The 18377-nt window shown below is 40.3% G+C and carries 12 protein-coding genes; 11 read left to right on the top strand and 1 reads right to left on the bottom strand.

Features of this window, described 5'->3' with window-relative positions; translation table 11 throughout:
• Positions 1-283 precede the first annotated feature (283 nt).
• The 5 genes from nirB to BLS49_RS18460 all read left to right on the top strand — a co-directional run bounded on the left by nirB (position 284) and on the right by BLS49_RS18460 (position 6266).
• The gene (nirB, locus tag BLS49_RS18480; RefSeq protein ID WP_091234179.1) at positions 284-2719 is read left to right on the top strand and encodes a nitrite reductase large subunit NirB; all 2436 of its coding nucleotides are present in this window, start codon (positions 284-286) and stop codon (positions 2717-2719) included.
• Positions 2720-2750: 31 nt separating this feature from the next.
• Positions 2751-3110 (top strand): nitrite reductase small subunit NirD, encoded by a 360-nt coding sequence (nirD, locus tag BLS49_RS18475; RefSeq protein WP_245742557.1) that lies wholly within the window; start codon positions 2751-2753, stop codon positions 3108-3110.
• Positions 3111-3153: 43 nt separating this feature from the next.
• Positions 3154-3933 carry a formate/nitrite transporter family protein gene (locus BLS49_RS18470; protein WP_091234177.1) on the top strand — a complete coding sequence of 260 codons (780 nt, stop codon included), beginning with the start codon at positions 3154-3156 and terminating at the stop codon, positions 3931-3933.
• 461 nt (positions 3934-4394) lie between these two features.
• Positions 4395-5018 (top strand): TetR/AcrR family transcriptional regulator, encoded by a 624-nt coding sequence (locus BLS49_RS18465; RefSeq protein WP_091234173.1) that lies wholly within the window; start codon positions 4395-4397, stop codon positions 5016-5018.
• A gap of 30 nt (positions 5019-5048) precedes the next feature.
• A complete protein-coding gene (locus BLS49_RS18460; protein ID WP_091234170.1) occupies positions 5049-6266 on the top strand; it encodes an MFS transporter in 1218 nt (405 codons plus the stop codon).
• 60 nt (positions 6267-6326) lie between these two features.
• Here BLS49_RS18460 and BLS49_RS18455 read toward each other — a convergent pair whose 3' ends face one another.
• Positions 6327-7043 carry a Crp/Fnr family transcriptional regulator gene (locus BLS49_RS18455; RefSeq protein WP_091234167.1) on the bottom strand — a complete coding sequence of 239 codons (717 nt, stop codon included), beginning with the start codon at positions 7041-7043 and terminating at the stop codon, positions 6327-6329.
• A gap of 452 nt (positions 7044-7495) precedes the next feature.
• Between BLS49_RS18455 and adhE the strand changes: the two genes are divergently transcribed.
• The 6 genes from adhE (at position 7496) to BLS49_RS18420 (ending at position 18375) form a co-directional block, all read left to right on the top strand.
• The gene (adhE, locus tag BLS49_RS18450; RefSeq protein WP_091234163.1) at positions 7496-10111 is read left to right on the top strand and encodes a bifunctional acetaldehyde-CoA/alcohol dehydrogenase; all 2616 of its coding nucleotides are present in this window, start codon (positions 7496-7498) and stop codon (positions 10109-10111) included.
• 260 nt (positions 10112-10371) lie between these two features.
• A complete protein-coding gene (gene pflB / locus BLS49_RS18440; protein WP_091234156.1) occupies positions 10372-12642 on the top strand; it encodes a formate C-acetyltransferase in 2271 nt (756 codons plus the stop codon).
• A 67-nt stretch (positions 12643-12709) separates the two neighbouring features.
• Positions 12710-13450: a pyruvate formate-lyase-activating protein gene (gene pflA / locus BLS49_RS18435; protein ID WP_091234153.1), complete on the top strand. Its 741-nt coding sequence runs from the start codon at positions 12710-12712 to the stop codon at positions 13448-13450.
• A gap of 318 nt (positions 13451-13768) precedes the next feature.
• Positions 13769-15994 (top strand): stalk domain-containing protein, encoded by a 2226-nt coding sequence (locus tag BLS49_RS18430; RefSeq protein WP_091234149.1) that lies wholly within the window; start codon positions 13769-13771, stop codon positions 15992-15994.
• A gap of 632 nt (positions 15995-16626) precedes the next feature.
• Positions 16627-17028 carry a hypothetical protein gene (locus tag BLS49_RS18425; protein WP_091234146.1) on the top strand — a complete coding sequence of 134 codons (402 nt, stop codon included), beginning with the start codon at positions 16627-16629 and terminating at the stop codon, positions 17026-17028.
• Between the two features lie 66 nt (positions 17029-17094).
• Positions 17095-18375: an ABC transporter substrate-binding protein gene (locus BLS49_RS18420; RefSeq protein ID WP_139173159.1), complete on the top strand. Its 1281-nt coding sequence runs from the start codon at positions 17095-17097 to the stop codon at positions 18373-18375.
• Positions 18376-18377 lie beyond the last annotated feature (2 nt).

Genomic DNA, 18377 nt, shown 5'->3' with positions numbered 1-18377 from the left:
CCCTGGTTTCATTCAACCTTCTCGGTGCTGAAAAACCGACTATTTGAATCTTGATTGAAAGCGGAGGTGATTCAAATAGTCAGCATTTTTAACCTTTTCTTTTGCTAAAGAGAGGGTTGTTCCTATTTGTCAAATGCAAATTGCTGATTTGCAACATATATATAGAAATAATTGTGACAAATAAAGTGATTTGTTTCACAATTAATGTGAATGCAATCACAAATGCTGTTTTATATATAAATATATACTCTAAGTAACCGTATTTATGGAGGAGGCCATTCAAATGGGAAAAGATAGAGAAAAGCTAGTGGTGATCGGCAATGGTATGGCGGGAATTAGTGCGGTCGAACAAATTTTAAAATTGACAACAAAGTTTGATATTACAGTAATCGGTAGTGAGCCGCATCCCAATTACAATCGGATCATGCTCTCTTATGTACTTGAAGGAAGTAAAACCATTGATGATATCGTACTGAATGATTTAGGCTGGTATAAGGATAATGGAATTACTCTCCATATGGGCCGTGCAGTAGCTAAAATTGATGAGCTTAATAAAGAAGTAATTACTATAGACGGATTGAAGGTCCCTTTTGACAAGGTGATCATTGCAACAGGCTCCAATTCTTTCATTCTTCCGATTCCAGGAAGTAATAAAGAGGGCGTTGTCGGTTTTCGGGATATTGCCGATTGCAATCAAATGCTTGATGCAGCGAAATGTTATAAAAAGGCTGCTGTCATCGGTGGCGGTCTGTTAGGCCTGGAAGCGGCCAAAGGACTCGTTCAGCTTGGTATGGATGTAACTGTCGTTCACTTAATGGAAGATTTAATGGAGCGCCAATTGGACCATCAAGCGGCTTCCATGCTAAAGGCAGAGCTGGAGCGCCAAGGTATTAAATTTAAAATGGGAGCCCAAACAGTAGAGCTGCTTGGAGATGCAAGAGTTAGTGGTCTTCGTTTTGCCGATGATACTGTGCTGGACGCCGAATTTGTAGTCATGGCGGTTGGGATTAAACCCAATATAACAGTAGCAAAAGATAGCGGCCTTGAAGTGAATCGTGGGATCGTTGTTAATGATTACATGCAGACCTCAATGGAGGGTGTGTATTCGGTTGGTGAATGTACAGAACATCGCGGTACATGCTACGGATTGGTCGCTCCATTATTTGAGCAGGGCATGATTTTAGCTAAACATATATCCGGAGTTGAGACAGTTCCTTATGAAGGTTCGATCGTATCGACCAAGCTGAAAATATCAGGCGTTGATGTGTTTTCAACCGGTGAATTTATCGATGGACCTGAACATACGGTCATTGCTAATAAAGATGATTGGAAACGCACTTACAAAAAAATAATACTGAAAGACAATGTGATGGTTGGCGCTGTGCTGTTTGGAGATATCACGGATTCCGCCCAATTGCAGAAGCTGATTAAACTGAAGACTGTCATGACTGATGATCTGTATGCTTCGCTCATGGGTACAGGCTGCTGCGGTGGCGAAGGCAAAAAGGGAATCTCGGTCGACACGATGTCTAATGATGAAATTGTATGTGGTTGTAACGGAGTTACAAAAGGAACGATCGTTGACGTTATTACGAATCAAGGCTTGACGACTGTTGACGAGATCAAAGCTTGTACAGGAGCTACTCGTTCATGTGGAGGCTGTAAGCCTGTCGTTGAGCAGATTCTTCAATATGTGCTGGGGGATGAATTTAAGACAGCTGCCAAGCAGGGTATTTGCGGATGCACGACGTTAAGCCGTGATGAAATTGTCGCAGAGATTAAAGACAAAGGACTGCAAACTACGAAAGAAGTAATGAATGTACTTGGCTGGAGTCAGACAGAGGGCTGCTCGAAGTGCCGTCCGGCGATCAATTATTATCTCGGAATGATCTATCCTGACACACATGAGGATGAGAAGCAATCCCGTTTTGTTAATGAAAGAATGAATGCCAATATTCAAAAAGACGGTACCTATACTGTCGTGCCGCGGATGTATGGTGGGGTAACGACACCGGAAGATTTGAAAAAGATCGCGGATGTATCACTGAAATACGATGTAAAAGTTGTGAAGGTTACTGGCGGACAACGTCTGGATCTGATCGGCGTGAAGAAAGAAGACTTGCCTAAAGTGTGGGAAGAACTTGATATGCCATCGGGTTATGCTTATGCAAAATCGCTGCGTACCGTAAAGACCTGTGTTGGCTCGCAATTCTGCCGTTTTGGTACACAGGATTCGATGGGTATGGGGGCAATTTTGGAACGCAAGTTCGAACGGCTTGATTTTCCTGCAAAATTCAAATTGGCTGTTAACGGCTGCCCACGGAATTGTGCTGAATCTTGTACAAAAGATATTGGGATCGTCGGTAATGACGGCGGTTGGGAAATTTTTGTCGGCGGAAATGGCGGGATTAAAGCTCGGCTTGCAGATTCGCTGTGCAAAGTGAAAACAGATGAAGAACTAATTGAAATATGCGGTGCGATCATGCAGTTTTACCGGGAAACCGGAAACTATCTGGAAAGAACCTCAGAGTGGGTTGAACGGATCGGCCTGGATCGTATCAAAGCAGTTGTTGTCGACGACATTGATGGCCGAAAGGCACTCATGGAACGTATTGAATTCGCCCTGAAGCAGGTAGAGGATCCATGGAAGAAGGCATTGCGTGACAAAGAACAGACCGGCAAGCTGTTTAACGGATTGGAAATGAGCAACCAACTGTAACCCTAGAGATGAATGAAAGGAGAGAGCAACGATGAGTAAAGAGAACATGAAGAATTTGGAAGAGATGACGTTTTACCCCGCTGGACCACTAAATCAATTTCTGGTTCAAATCGGTCGTGTCGTTGAAGTAGATGGGCAACAGATCGCGGTATTCCGTCTCTCAGATGATCGAATATTCGCCGTCTTAAATCAGAACCCTCATCCTAAAGGGGGGCCTTTGGCAGAAGGGATTGTGTCAGGACATTACCTATATGATCCTCTTTATGACTGGAAAATAGATCTAACTACAGGGCTTGTCCAAGCCCCTGATACAGGGCAAGTGCAAATCTTCCCTGTCAAAGTGGAGGAGGATCAAGTATTCATCGCAACTGAGAATTTACAGAAGGCATAGAGTTTAGTAGTTTCAGTTGTTTGATATTGGGGGAGGAAACCGTATGTTTACGCAAAATGTGGAGGCGATCGTAGAAGCGGCAGTTAAGAAAAAAGAGAAAATGAATGAGAGCTTGCCTAAATATTTTGTCTCCGCCATGCTGGCGGGTGCTTATGTAGGACTCGGAATAATTTTGATATTCAGCATTGGTGCACCTTTAGCTGCGGCAAAATCACCTTTTCAGACCATGCTGATGGGAATGTCCTTTGGTCTTGCGCTCACCTTAGTTGTATTCGCTGGATCTGAGCTGTTTACAGGAAACAATATGTTTTTTACCGCAAGTACTTTGGCAAGGAGAACGACGGTAGGTGACACGCTCAAAAACTGGACTATCGTTTTCCTCGGCAATGTAGCGGGTGCTGTTGTGCTGTCATTGCTCATCGTAGGTACAGGGCTATTTAAAACCGCAGCGCCCGAACATCTAATATTTGCCGTCTCCGCTAAGAAAATGGGAGCACCGGTCATGGAGTTGTTTTTTCGCGGGATTCTATGTAATTGGCTTGTATGTCTCGCTCTCTGGATGGCTAATCGAACTAAAGAAGATATAGCCAAGCTGGTTCTTATCTGGTGGTGTCTGTACGCATTTATTGCGAGCGGGTATGAGCATAGTGTTGCGAACATGACGCTCCTTAGTTTGTCTGTACTATTGCCAAATCACCCGGACACAATCACTCTGGCGGGCTGGTTCCACAACATGATTCCTGTCACACTCGGCAACATTGTCGGAGGAGCCGTTTTTGTTGGTATGGCTTACTGGTTTATCTCTCCTGTGCGTAAGAAATAATTGCTATCGTCGGAGGCCGTCCCAAAAGTTATCTAGGATAACTTTGAGGGGCGCTTCTTTTTTTGCAGTGGAAAGGCAAGATATCAGGAAAAGTTGCAAAAATGCAGGAATATGTTTCAGAATAGACTAGTTTGAAGAGAATCCTTAGAGAAAGCCTGCACATTTGCAGTAATTTAGGGCATTTAGAGGCTTTACATGATCAAAGCCTGCACATTTGCAGGAATTCAGGAATTCCGCATCATGACACTATTACACATGAGATACTGTCATGGAATGTAGCAGGGTCAAGCGGTGCAGGGATCATCTTCCTTGCACCGCTATTTCTAGTTTTGACAGCAAATCTACTTTTGGGGCAGCCCCTTTTTAGTTAAATATCTGAACTTGAATAAGATCAATTCTTCTGTTAATATAGAACGAACGTTCAGTATAATTAATTCTTGATAATTTGGGGGTGAAAATGGTTGGATAAAAACAAGAAACAGCTGCAAAGTGAACAGACGAAGAGTCGTATAGCTGAAGCGGCTCGATCATTGTTTGCCCAGAAAGGCTACAAGGCGACGTCAATTGAGGATATCGTTGATGCGACTGGGAGCAGTAAAGGGAACATTTATTATCATTTCAAAAGTAAAGAAGGATTGTTTTTACATCTAATTAATGAGTGGGATCAGGAATGGGAAATTAAGTGGGGAGAAAAAGAACCGAAATACACCACCTCGATCGAGAAACTTTATGGAATTGCAGAGCATTTGGTGCTGGACGACTTGAACCATCCTCTTACTAAAGCGGCTGATGATTTTTTTAACAACGAAGAGAAGACCAGTGAAGTAGAAGAACGAATGAACGAGATGCTGGAGCGGCATCTTAAATTTAACCGAACCCTGCTGCAGCAGGGTGTTGATAGTGGGGAATTCAAGCCTCAGGATGTGAACAGCCTTGCAATTGTGCTGGAAAGCTTAATTATTGGTCTTGGTCAAATGTCTAGTAAAAAGAAAGAAAACATGAAAGAGATTCTTGATTTGTATCGTTTAGCTTTCAGTGTTCTTCTTCATGGCATAGCAGAATCAGAACCAACAACATCACCATAACAACTTGAATAGAACTAGCGAGGAAAACTTATGTCATTACTACTAAGAAACAGAGGAGCTATTTTGCTTCTCATGATCAATATATTTTTAATATTTACAGGGATTGGTCTTGTCATCCCCATAATGCCCACATACATGACGGAACTAAATATCAGCGGTAGTATTGTCGGCTTAATGGTTGCGGCATTTTCATTAACTCAACTGCTTTTTTCACCTGTTGCAGGACGACTATCTGATAAGCTGGGTCGCAAAAAAATCATTGTGGCCGGAATGCTGATTTTTGCACTGTCTGAGTGGCTGTTCGGCTTTGCTAGCAGTGCCGTGCTGCTGTTTGCTGCTCGAATGCTAGGAGGAATAGGTGCTGCGCTCATCATGCCTTCAGTAATGGCTTATACCGCCGATGTTACTTCGATGGATGATCGGGCAACAGGAATGGGATACATTAACGCTGCTATTACAACAGGTTTTATTATTGGTCCGGGGATCGGAGGCTATATTGCCGAATTTGGGATTCGTGTGCCTTTCTATGGAGCAGCAGTTGCTGGTATAGTTGCTGCGGTCATTACAATGTTTGTGCTACCGGAATCTAAGCCCACAGCTGAAGGTTCTGCTAGTGATAATGTTACTTCTAAACCGTCTGCAGCACCTGCAAAAAAAGAAAATATAGTGAAGCAAATTTTAAAATCCGTACGTGAGCCCTATTTTATGAGCTTGATTATCGTGTTTGTCTCCGCATTTGGACTTGCTAATTATGAGACTATTTTTGGACTGTTTGTAGATCATCACTTTGGTTTTACAGCTAAGGACATTGCATTTATTATCACTTTTGGTTCAATATCTGGAGCTGTAGTCCAGGTCACCATTTTTGGATGGATACTGAAGACGTTCGGGGAAGAGAAAGTAGTGTCCTGTTGTTTGATCGTGGCAAGCTTGTCAGTTGCTCTGACACTCGTTGTGAATAAATACTGGTTAATTCTACTCGTAACATTCATCGTCTTCTTATCGATAGATATACTGCGGCCTACGATAAGTACACAGATTTCCAGAATGGCAGATAATCAGCAGGGATATATTGCGGGATTGAATTCAGCATTTACAAGCCTTGGAAATATCGCGGGTCCAGTCATTGCAGGATTCCTGTTCGATATCAATGTTAATTATCCGTTTTTATCAGCTTCGATCGTACTGTTGCTGTGCTTCGTGCTGTCACTTAGGGCTATTAAGTTGAGTAGAGTAAGTAGAGGCTAAAACACGACACAAATAACCCAGGGGGTCATTGACCTTCCCTGGGTATTATTTTGTTTCTAGTTAAATGCGGCAAATTTCGTTCGGACACAGCTCGCAGTGGCAAATGTCTTGCAGCATTACAAGATCTTTAATCACGATCATGCCGTTTTCGTATTCGAGAGCGTCTTTTTTGCGAAGGTCGCTTAGCATACGGTTAACACTTTCACGTGTTGCACCAATCATGTTCGATAGATCCGTATGTGTAATCTTCTTGTTAATCAGAATGGAGTCTCCACGCTGCTCGCCATATGAATTGCTTAAGCGAATCAGAGTAGAGCATAGTGCACCAGGCTTACCATACATCATCAAATCACGGAATTTAGTCTGCGTTAGGCGGTGATGAATTCCCATCCATTTCATGAAATCGATAGCGAAATCGCAGTGCTGACAAATCATGATTTCCAGATCTTTTTGTTCAATAATACCGATCTCACTATCTTCAATAACTTCAGCAGTGAAGCTATGCTTGCTGCTAAAGAAAGGATCAGCCTGACCAACCATATCGCCGCGTCCATACATATAAAGAATAAGCTCTTTTCCTTCATCTGTAGATTTAGTCAATTTAACTCGTCCGCGCTTGATATAGAATAGCTTATCTGAAAAGTCGCCTTCCCAGAACAAATGTGTGCCCTCGGGATACGATTTGTCTTTCATAGTTACTAGAAGTCGATTGAAGTTTTGTTCAGTAAAACAGCTCGTATTGCCGCGGGGCATGGTGGCATTCATCGTTTCACTCATTTTTAATTTCCCCTTTGTACTCCAAATTTTTCTGAAAATTTTAAATTAATTATATAACGTTTACGGCGTTTTGGGATAGGTGTAAAGGCGTAAAAAGTGTCGAATTTTCAACATTGTGACTAATTTCACTTTTATAAACCTATAAATATGCTGTTTCATTCTATGTTGTATGAGCGTGTTCAGGGCACATTACTTTTTCACAATATAGGGAACTTCATGAAAAAACAAGGGTATTAATGAAAAAATACAGCATGATAAATGAAAGTTTTCACTGATTTTAAAGTACGTGAAAAAATTCACTATGCAAGAGGTAAATTGTGTGATATGATTCAAACATAAAGAGAAGCACACAGCTTCGTAAGGATAAACCCTTAAGTGAATTATTTCACTATTAAAAAAGTAAGTGCAGGTTCCGGGGAGAGTCTTTACTTAAAATTAGGAGGATGAGAGAGATGGCCGTTAAAAACGAAGCAGCTACAAAAGCGCAGCCAGATGCACAAGAGTACACCCAAACCCTGATTGATAAAGCGAAAAAAGCTTCTGAAGCTTTCATGGGATTGGATCAAGAACAAATCGATAAAATTGTTCAAGCAATGGCTCTTGCAGGATTAGACAAACATATGTATCTGGCAAAGATGGCAGTTGAGGAAACTGGACGCGGAGTATATGAAGATAAAATTATCAAGAATATGTTCGCTACCGAGTACATCCACAACAGCATCAAATACAACAAAACTGTAGGTGTTATTGAAGATAATGCTTATGAGAGCTTTCAAAAAATCGCTGAGCCGGTTGGGATCATCATGGGGATTACTCCAGTAACTAACCCGACTTCAACTACTATATTTAAAGCGATGATCGCCATCAAGACTCGTAATCCAATTATTTTTGGTTTCCATCCATCTGCACAACGTTGTAGCACTGAAGCTGCAAAAATCCTTCTCGAAGCAGCTGTTAAACATGGTGCACCGGCTGACTGTATCCAATGGATTGAGAATCCGTCGATGGATCGTACAAATGCTTTGATGAATCATCCTGATGTAGCATGTATCCTTGCAACTGGTGGATCGGCAATGGTTAAAGCAGCATATAGCTGTGGCAAACCAGCACTTGGTGTAGGACCTGGTAACGTGCCTTGCTTCATTGAAAAGTCTGCTGATCTGGACCAGGCAGTTAACGATTTGATTCTGTCGAAGACTTTTGACAACGGTATGATCTGTGCTTCCGAACAAGCGGTTATCATTGAAGAGCCAATCTTCGATCAAGTGAAGAAGAAAATGATCGCTAACGGTTGCTACTTTGTAAATAAAGAAGAAGCAGCAAAATTGACTGCTGGAGCAATCATAGCTGATAAATGTGCAGTAAATCCAACCATCGTAGGTCAACCTGCTACAAAAATCGCAGAATTGTGCGGTATCGAAGTACCTGCAGGAACTAAAATCCTGGTAGCTGAAATTGAAGGCGTAGGACCTAAGTTCCCATTGTCCGCTGAAAAATTGAGCCCAGTGCTCGCTTGCTACAAAGTGAAAACAGCAGAGCAAGGTATTGATCGTGCATTAGAAGTTGTTCAATTTGGAGGCATGGGCCACTCGTCGGTTATCCATTCCAATAATGATGAAATTATTCAAAAATTCTCTGATCGTATGCCAACTTGCCGTATTTTGGTTAACCAGCCATCTTCGCAAGGCGGTATCGGTGACATCTATAATACGAACCTGCCTTCGCTTACTCTGGGCTGTGGATCTTATGGACGCAACTCGACTTCGTCGAACGTAACGGCTATCAATTTGATCAACGTGAAAAGGGTGAATCGTCGTACCGTGAATATGCAATGGTTCAAAATACCAGACAAAATCTATTTCGAGAAAAACTCGACTCAGTATCTAGCTAAAATGCCTGACATTACTCGTGTTCTGATTGTTACTGACCCTATGATGGTTAAACTTGGATATGTTGAAAGAGTAGAACACTACTTGCGTCAACGCCAAACTCCAGTAGCGATCGAAGTATTCGCGGATGTTGAGCCAGATCCATCGACTACTACAGTACAACGTGGTACTGAGTTAATGGCGAAATTCCAACCGGATTGCATCATCGCACTTGGTGGCGGTTCGCCAATGGATGCTGCTAAAGGCATGTGGCTGTTCTATGAATATCCTGATACAGATTTCCACAACCTGAAACAAAAATTCATGGATATCCGTAAACGTATATACAAATATCCACGTCTAGGTCAAAAAGCGAAATTTGTTGCGATTCCTACAACTTCGGGCACAGGTTCGGAAGTAACTTCGTTCGCAGTTATTACGGATAAAGAAAATGGTAATACTAAATATCCTTTGGCAGACTATGAATTGACACCGGATGTTGCTATCATCGACCCTGAATTTGTATATAGCTTGCCTAAAGTTGCTGTAGCAGATACAGGTATGGACGTACTTACACATGCAATTGAAGCTTATGTGTCGGTAATGGCTAATGATTTTACAGATGGTCTTGCAATCAAAGCGATTCAATTGGTATTCCAATATCTTGAGCAATCGGCGTTGACTGGTGACAAACTGGCTCGCGAAAAAATGCATAATGCATCGACGCTTGCAGGTATGGCATTTGCGAATGCATTCCTTGGTATCAACCACAGCTTGGCGCATAAATGGGGCGGTCAATACCACACGGCTCATGGACGCACTAATGCAATCCTGATGCCTCACGTTATTCGCTATAACGCGAAGAAGCCTACGAAATTTGCTGCTTGGCCTAAATACAGAAGCTTCGTGGCTGACGAGCGTTATGCTGAAATCGCACGTATTCTTGGACTTCCTGCTCGCACTACAGAAGAAGGCGTTAAGAGCTTGATCAAAGCAATCCGTGATCTGAACAGAAAGCTCGGTATTCCTGAAACTTTCCAAGAGCTTGGATTTGATCCAAAAGACTTCGAATCGCGTGTAGATTACCTTGCTGACCGTGCATTTGAAGACCAATGTACAACAGCTAATCCTAAGCTTCCGCTGGTAACTGAACTGGCTGATGTATACCGTGATGCTTTCTACGGAAGATTTGACGAATAAGTGAACAAATAGCTCGAAAAAGGTGACAAATATCACTCGAATTGTGATATTTGTCACACTTATTATAAGGCACATGTTATATCATAAAAGTGTAATAAAGATCCCTCGAAATTATTCAAAAAGCTTGGTGCTCGGTGAACAGCCGAGTGAATTTGTTGTCAAAGTTGTGAAAATTATCACAAATTTTAAGGGATCCAAGGAGACGCGGTACATAAACCTCAAGCCGCGTATTCTAAACCATATAAATGGAGGGAATAAAGATGTCGGTGATTGAAAGAGAAGCAAAACAAGTACAAGACGTTCAAACAGCTTGGAGAGGTTTCAAAAAAGGCAAGTGGATGACTGAAGTTAACACGCGTAATTTTATCGACACAAACATTACGTCTTATGAAGGAAATGAATCATTCCTGGAAGGTGCAACAAATAACACTAAAGAATTGTGGAACATCGTTTCTGATCTTACTGTAAAAGAAAGAGAAGCAGGCGGAGTATTGGATGTAGATGCAAACACTCCTTCCACAATCATTTCTCATACTCCAGGATATCTGGATAAAGACAAGGAACAAATCGTAGGTGTGCAAGGTAATGCTCCTTTCCAACGTACGATTCATCCATTCGGCGGTATTAACATGGTACTCAATGCTTGTAAAGCATACGGTTTTGATGTACCAGAAAGTATTGTTGAAATGTTTACGCATATTCGCAAGACGCATAACCAAGGCGTTTTTGATGCATATACATCTGAGATGAGAGCTGCTCGTAAAGCCGGTATCATTACTGGTCTTCCAGATGCTTACGGTCGTGGTCGTATTATCGGTGACTATCGTCGCGTAGCACTTTACGGTGTAGACTTCCTGATCAAACAAAAACAAAGCGAACTGAAGAGCCTCGAAGTCGACAGCATCGACGAAGATGTGATTCGCCTTCGTGAGGAAATATCCGAACAAATTCGTGCACTGGGTGAACTGAAACAATTGGGCGAAATGCACGGCTTTGATATCTCGAAACCAGCTAGTACAGCGAAGGAAGCTTTCCAATGGGTATACTTCGCATACCTTGCAGCAGTTAAAGAACAAGACGGTGCGGCAATGTCTCTTGGACGTGTATCATCTTTCCTTGATGCTTATATTGAACGTGATCTTGCTGAAGGAACACTTACTGAAGAAACAGCACAAGAGCTTGTTGACCATTTCGTTATGAAGCTTCGTATCGTGAAGTTCCTTCGTACGCCAGATTATAACGACCTGTTCAGTGGCGACCCTACATGGGTAACTGAATCCATCGGCGGTATGTCCGTACAAGGCGTAACTCGTGTAACGAAGAACAGCTTCCGTTTCTTGCATACACTTTACAATCTCGGACCTGCACCTGAACCAAACCTGACTGTACTCTGGTCTGAACAATTGCCAGAAGCGTTCAAGAAATATTGCGCTAAAGTATCTATCGAGACTAGCTCGATTCAATATGAAAATGACGATTTGATGCGTCCAATCTATGGCGATGACTACGGTATTGCTTGCTGTGTATCCGCTATGGAAATCGGTAAACAAATGCAATTCTTCGGTGCTCGTGCGAACTTGGCTAAAGCTCTTCTTTACGCAATCAATGGTGGTAAAGATGAGAAGTCAGGTGCTCAAGTTGGTCCTGAATATCAACCAATCACTTCCGAATACCTTGATTACAATGAAGTTATGAAACGTTTCACCCCAATGATGGAATGGCTCGCTAAACTGTATGTAAATACACTCAACGTCATTCACTACATGCATGATAAATATTGCTACGAACGGATTGAAATGGCGCTTCATGACCGTGATATCCTCCGTACAATGGCTTGCGGTATCGCTGGTTTGTCGGTAGCTGCTGACTCTCTGAGTGCGATCAAATATGCTAAAGTGAAAGTAATTCGTAACGAACAAGGTATCGCAGTAGATTTTGTTACAGAAGGCGAATTCCCTTGCTACGGTAACAACGATGATAGTGTTGACCAAATTGCAGTTAAATTGGTTGAGAGCTTTATGGGTATGATTCGCAAACACAAAACATACCGTAACGCTATGCATACTCAATCCGTATTGACCATTACTTCAAACGTTGTTTACGGTAAGAAGACAGGTACTACACCTGATGGACGTAAAGCTGGCGAACCATTTGCACCTGGTGCTAACCCAATGCACGGCCGCGATAAGAAAGGTGCTCTTGCTTCCTTGAGTTCAGTAGCTAAATTGCCATATGAACACAGCTTGGATGGCATTTCGAATACTTTCTCCATCGTGCCTAAGGCGCTTGGTAAGGAAGCTGAAATTCGTAAATCTAACCTTGTATCGATGATGGACGGATACTTTGGCAGCAAAGCTCATCACTTGAACGTTAACGTGTTCGACCGTGAGCAACTGATGGATGCGATGGAACATCCTGAGAACTATCCACAGCTTACTATTCGTGTATCCGGCTATGCGGTTAACTTCATTAAGTTGACTCGTGAGCAACAGCTTGATGTTATTAATCGTACTTTCCACGGTTCAATGTAAGTAGTAAAATAAATTAAAACAGATATAAGATATATAAGGCAGTCGAATTAAGAAAGGGTGACGAAAGATGCTAAAAGGTCGTATACATTCATTGGAAACTTTCGGAACGGTTGATGGCCCAGGTATTCGTTTCGTACTCTTCATGCAGGGCTGCCTGCTCAAATGTCAGTATTGTCATAACCCCGATACCTGGAGCCTGACGGACGGTAAGGAAATGAGTGTAGAAGAGGTTCTGGCTGAGATTGAACCTTATCTTAACTATTATCGTTCATCAGGCGGAGGGTTAACGGTATCCGGCGGAGAGGCCACGTTGCAAGCACCATTTGTAACGGAGCTATTCCGTGAAGCTAAGAAGCGCTGGAACCTGCACACCACACTTGATACAAACGGATATAATGAAGGGGACAAAATACGTGACCTTCTAGATGTTACTGATCTAGTACTTCTTGATTTGAAGCATATCGATAATGAGAAGCATATCAAATTGACAGGCAAACCGAATGACCGAATGCTTAATATGGCAAAATGGTTGTCAGACCATGATCGGAAGATGTGGATCCGCCACGTGTTAGTTCCTGGAATCAATGATGATGAGAGTGATCTACGTAATCTTGGTAGATTCGTTGGTGGCTTGAACGGAGTAGAGAAGCTTGAACTTCTTCCTTATCATCAAATGGGGATCTATAAATGGCAGGAGCTAGGATGGACTTATCCTCTAGAGGGAGTACCTTCTCCAACGTCGGATGAAGTAAATTGGGCTACAAAAGTCATTGAAGAGGGACGGCAAGAAACAGCTGTAGTTGTTTAGTTTGTGTCAATAAACAAACATTATATTAATAGATTTACGAAGCGGTTAAGAATGACTATTTATGTCAGGTTTAACCGCTTTCTTTTTATGGACTATATCCTATTATTCCTTGAATAGAAATCTGCAAGAGAGTAACTGAGTTAGAGGAGTTTTAATACTGAGTTTAAAAAACACCGACAAAAGAACCATTATTTCGTGGTTATTTGTCGGTTTTTACATTACTATGATACTTATAGCAACTTTTCTTCATTACATGCGTTTAATACTATGTGTGTAAATGAGAGAAGAGTATAGAAAAGGGAGCAGAAGGAGCCTAACATGAAATTTAAGAACATGGTCGTTGCAACGGTTTTAGCAGTATCACAGGTGGCAATGGTGCTTCCTGCAAGTGCAGAGGAAGCAGTACAGAACACTAATCAAAGTAATCAAGCCACAATGAACTCCTCAGATCAGACAATCACATCTTCAAATCCTGCCAATCAGAATCAGAGTGGGAATGGTGTAACGGAGGGAGTTACATCCCCCGATAGCCAGGTTCAAGAACAAGCCCCTACAGATACGGTTGATGGGATAACTCCAGTAGAAGGTGAAGGAACAGACAATGGTAATACTGTGAATCCAGTTGCTGAACCTGTCACTCCGGTTAATACTGACACCACAGTAAATAGTGGCAATAATCAATTGATTCTAATGATGAATAGCAACAAGATGTACCAGAATGGCAAAGAATACATTGCGGGCTATCCAATGGAAGTGAAGAACGGCGTTTCTTATATTTCAATTCGTGCTATTGTTGAACGTGCTGGCTTCAATCTGACTTTTGACAACAAGACAAAAGAAACGATCATTAAGCGGGGAAGTGACGAGCTTCGCTTCAAAACTGCAAGCAGCAGCTACAAAGTAAATGGTGTAACGAAGACGATGAAGGGCAGCTCATATGTTGTTAAAAATAACTTTATGGTTCCTTTAACAGCAATCACAAGTGCTCTAAATATCACATATTCCGTTGATCAGCCTGCAAAAAAGGTTATCGTGAATTTATCAATCAATCCTGTAGCGTCATTCAAAGTTGGAAACACTGAAATTGTTGCTGGTGAGACTAACGTACAATATATTCCAAGCTCATATTCACCAACAGGGCTGGAGATTGTTAATGAGGAATGGATCGGACGTGAGGACGTTTTCTCTACACCAGGGAGCTATACCGTCACTTATCGGGTTCAGGATTCAAGTGGCCAATGGAGTAATCCATATTCTTTGACTATAAATGTAGTTAAGCCACATACGCCGCCTGTTGCTAACTTTATGACAAATAAAGATACTTATAAAATGGGTGAACTCATAACTTATTCCGATTTCAGTACAGATGAAGTAGAGATCACAAATCGTCAATGGGAGAACAAACAGTTAGCCTTTTTTACTCCTGGACCAACTACAATCCGACTGACTGTAACAAATAAATTCGGTCTTACTTCAACTATTGAAAGAACTATTACGATTACGAACGAAACATTGTACAATCGTGATGATTTCTATAAACTTTATACACCAGTAGGAGATAAATTTGCTTTTGACGGAACTACAGTTCCTTCCTGGGAGAAAGTGAATTATAGCTTCTCTTCCGAAGCATCTACACTAATTCGCAGTAATAGTCCGGAAACTGTGTACTCTGAAGGGGTTGTGTATAGGGAATCTGCTAATGGAAATACACGTTTTATGATTCACCATGTGAACTCTACAGGAAAAAATGTTAAGATGTATGTCATTGCTACGAACAATAACAGCGAGACCACACGTTTGACGCAGACGAGTTTAGGTTTTGCAGGGCCTAACCAGTATGCCACCGGAGTAGGTAAAGCCTCTGTAGATCGTTACTATGAATCATTGCAAACAGGCAGCAAATATAAGGATATGTGGATTGCTCCTGGTGAAAGTAAGCTTATATTGACTGATCTCAGCGCAATTGCAATGAAAAATGGAGATGTGATCTCATTGTTTTCTGACATGTATAGTGATCGTACATTAAAATATACAGTCATTATGATCGATGCAAACAAAGATCCATTTACCACGTTGCCATATCTGACTAATTTGCTTGAAGATATCCACAATCGTGGAACTTATACAGAAGCAACACGTGTTATTGAATACTCCGATCTAGTTGGAGAGACACCTGTTCGTTTGATGCTTGGTGATAATTCCAAGGACCCTTTTCTAATAGGGACAGATGGTGTTAATAAAAATAGTTATAAAGTGAATGCAGGTAATTTCGGTGTAGTGTATCGGATCAAATTGTACCGAGTGGCTCCTAATACACTGGTTACCTTCAACCCACGTGGCGGACGATACTATGGTTCCATTATGGTGAATGGCAATATCGTACAGATGTCGACATCAGGCAGCCTTAGCGCTCCTAATGAACAAAGTGTATTGTATCGTACAGGAGATCGGGAACAGACGCTAGAGCTGTTGTTTACCGCAGCGCCAGCCAGTAATCTGTCGGTTAACCTGCTGTTGCAGTCTTTGCCAGAATACAAAAACTAATATTAATATTAAAAAAAGGATGTAGAATAAATATCTACGTCCTTTTTTATGTTTTCTGCTTTTAACATTATGAGAACGGAAGAAACTACCACATACAGAAATTGTCATTTATTAAAAGTAAATATGCGAGTAATAAATTATTTTGGGAACGAAAATATTTAACTGAATATTAGAAACAATAATTCGAAGGTTTAGAATAATTGATTTCATTCATCCAAAGTTTGCAGATGTTGATTCGTTATATACAAAAGAATTCCTTTAAAAAATTAAGGAAGATAAATAAATCAAGTTATATCGAAAATCAAAAGCGGATTATATCTAATTTTGAATACTAGAATGATTCCACTTGCTAAAAAATGTGAATACTAAATTATTTAATATTATTCCTAATATAGTAAAAAAAATACTAATTGACATATAAATACATATAATGTTAAATTATATTAAAAGGAAACCTTATATATGGTTTAATTATTTTTTTAGATGAAAATGATGTAGGTGAAGTCAATACTTTGACTTCTAAAAGTATATATTATAAGACACAAGCTAATTACTAGTGTTGGTTTGTTGTTTTGTTTATCTTGACAGAACCTACATAATACTGTTTATGAAATCAAAGGAGGAAGAATTAAATGAAGAAAAAATTAAGTTTAGGAGCAATTGTATTAGGAATATCTCTTGTCGCTTCTGTACCAGCATCAGCAACAACTGATGAATATGCGACTACTTATGCCAATATTTTAAACAAATTCAATGCTAATTATGTTTATGGAGTAGCTTCAGCGCAATCTTCCAATTCAAAATTCCAAAGTATTAATTTAAGTGCAAGTTTTTATCAAGGTACTACAAAAAAAGAATCTGGGACAGCAACTTCATATACGAAAAATGTCCCAGCACAATGGTTAACTGCAAATGGAACTAATGGTACTAATTATCCAAGTTCTAACTCCTATTCTATTAATGTCGCATCAAGAACTTATTATACGGATGGTACGTCAAGCGACCAGTCTTATGATTATGCATACTGGAACTAAAGGGAAATGAATTGTTGATAATTAAGAAGAGGGGTGTATTTCACCCCTTCTTTTAGTGGGGGATAAATGTTGGGACGTAAAGTTCTTGTTTTAATAGTGTGGACAAGTTTATTAGTGGTATTAGTAAGTTGTGGAAATAGGGAACATAAAGAATCAATCATACTTACAATAAATTTTCCATCGGAAAAACTCTTCTTTGAAATGTATGGATATGACTTTGAAGAGAAGTATCCTCATATTAATGTCAAAGTTATTGAGAAAGATACTCCTTTGGATTTTAAAGAGTTTTTTCCTGATGTTTTATTTTTTGATCAAATTCATACTTATAAAAAATTGATAAATGATGGTGAATTACTGAATTTAGAAAAAATAATAAGTGACGCGAAGTATCCTATTTCAGAATTAACTCCAATTGTAACCGATTCTTTGAAATCAGAAAAAGATCAGTTATTCGGCCTTAGTCCCTCTTTTATTAGTTATGCTATATATTACAACAAGGATATTTTTGCCGAATATGATGTTTCTTTTCCAAAAAATCAGATGACTTGGATTGAAGTTTTGGATCTTGCAAAACAGTTTCCTAACAAAAATTCGGACGGAGAAGCATTATATGGATTTAAGTCGAATTACTACAAGGACATTGCCTTTTCCATGATATTAAGAGCAGGTCAGACTGAAGGGCTTACTTTTATTGACCCAAGCACACTTAAGGTTAATTTTAATTCACCAGAGTGGAATGTAATCTTTAATAATGTTATAGATGCCTTCCGAGAGGGTGCTATTTATTCTAAAGAGTATGATCCGAATGGTGAAGTAGAACCAGCTCCAATACTTACCGGAAAGACAGCTATGGAAATTCAATCCTACTCGACGGCCTATAATTTTGAATCATATAGTAATTTCATTGGGGGTGATAAGATTGATTGGGACATAGTTACTGTGCCTGTAAGTACCAGAGATCGAAACAAAAGTGACTTCTACGAAATTCAAGAAATATATTCAATTTCTTCACGTACGGAACATAAAGAAGATTCTTGGAAGTTAATAGATTTTATTACAAAAAACAGGGCAGAAAATCAAGAAGAAAAACAACTACTTGGTTTGCCAGCACAAATCGATTTAATAAAATCAGTTAATGAGCATGATATATCACCACTGTTTTTTTTAGAACCGGCTAATAATAATAATGATCCCTATGAATTTGTGGATTATAACGTTATTAATGCGTTTAAAGAATTGGGTCAAAGTCTTATTGAAGAAGCAATTAATAATTCTAATAACAATATTGAAGATTTGATCAAGAGAATTGAAATAGAAGGTCAAAAAGTAATTGATAGTCTGAAGTGAAC

The sequence above is a fragment of the Fontibacillus panacisegetis genome, from assembly GCF_900102215.1.
Taxonomy (GTDB): Bacteria; Bacillota; Bacilli; order Paenibacillales; family Paenibacillaceae; genus Fontibacillus; species Fontibacillus panacisegetis.
The sequence above is the reverse complement of the archived record's forward strand: the minus strand, read 5'-3'. Positions and strand labels throughout refer to the sequence as shown.

What these genes read in the sequence shown, in the direction of transcription:
- BLS49_RS18470 (WP_091234177.1), top strand. Translation starts at nt 3,154, where the DNA reads ATGTTTACGCAAAATGTGGAGGCGATCGTAGAAGCGGCAGTTAAGAAA.
- nirB (WP_091234179.1), top strand. Translation starts at nt 284, where the DNA reads ATGGGAAAAGATAGAGAAAAGCTAGTGGTGATCGGCAATGGTATGGCG.
- pflA (WP_091234153.1), top strand. Translation starts at nt 12,710, where the DNA reads ATGCTAAAAGGTCGTATACATTCATTGGAAACTTTCGGAACGGTTGAT.
- BLS49_RS18460 (WP_091234170.1), top strand. Translation starts at nt 5,049, where the DNA reads ATGTCATTACTACTAAGAAACAGAGGAGCTATTTTGCTTCTCATGATC.
- nirD (WP_245742557.1), top strand. Translation starts at nt 2,751, where the DNA reads ATGAGTAAAGAGAACATGAAGAATTTGGAAGAGATGACGTTTTACCCC.
- BLS49_RS18425 (WP_091234146.1), top strand. Translation starts at nt 16,627, where the DNA reads ATGAAGAAAAAATTAAGTTTAGGAGCAATTGTATTAGGAATATCTCTT.
- BLS49_RS18420 (WP_139173159.1), top strand. Translation starts at nt 17,095, where the DNA reads ATGTTGGGACGTAAAGTTCTTGTTTTAATAGTGTGGACAAGTTTATTA.
- BLS49_RS18430 (WP_091234149.1), top strand. Translation starts at nt 13,769, where the DNA reads ATGAAATTTAAGAACATGGTCGTTGCAACGGTTTTAGCAGTATCACAG.
- BLS49_RS18455 (WP_091234167.1), bottom strand. Translation starts at nt 7,043, where the DNA reads ATGAGTGAAACGATGAATGCCACCATGCCCCGCGGCAATACGAGCTGT.
- pflB (WP_091234156.1), top strand. Translation starts at nt 10,372, where the DNA reads ATGTCGGTGATTGAAAGAGAAGCAAAACAAGTACAAGACGTTCAAACA.
- adhE (WP_091234163.1), top strand. Translation starts at nt 7,496, where the DNA reads ATGGCCGTTAAAAACGAAGCAGCTACAAAAGCGCAGCCAGATGCACAA.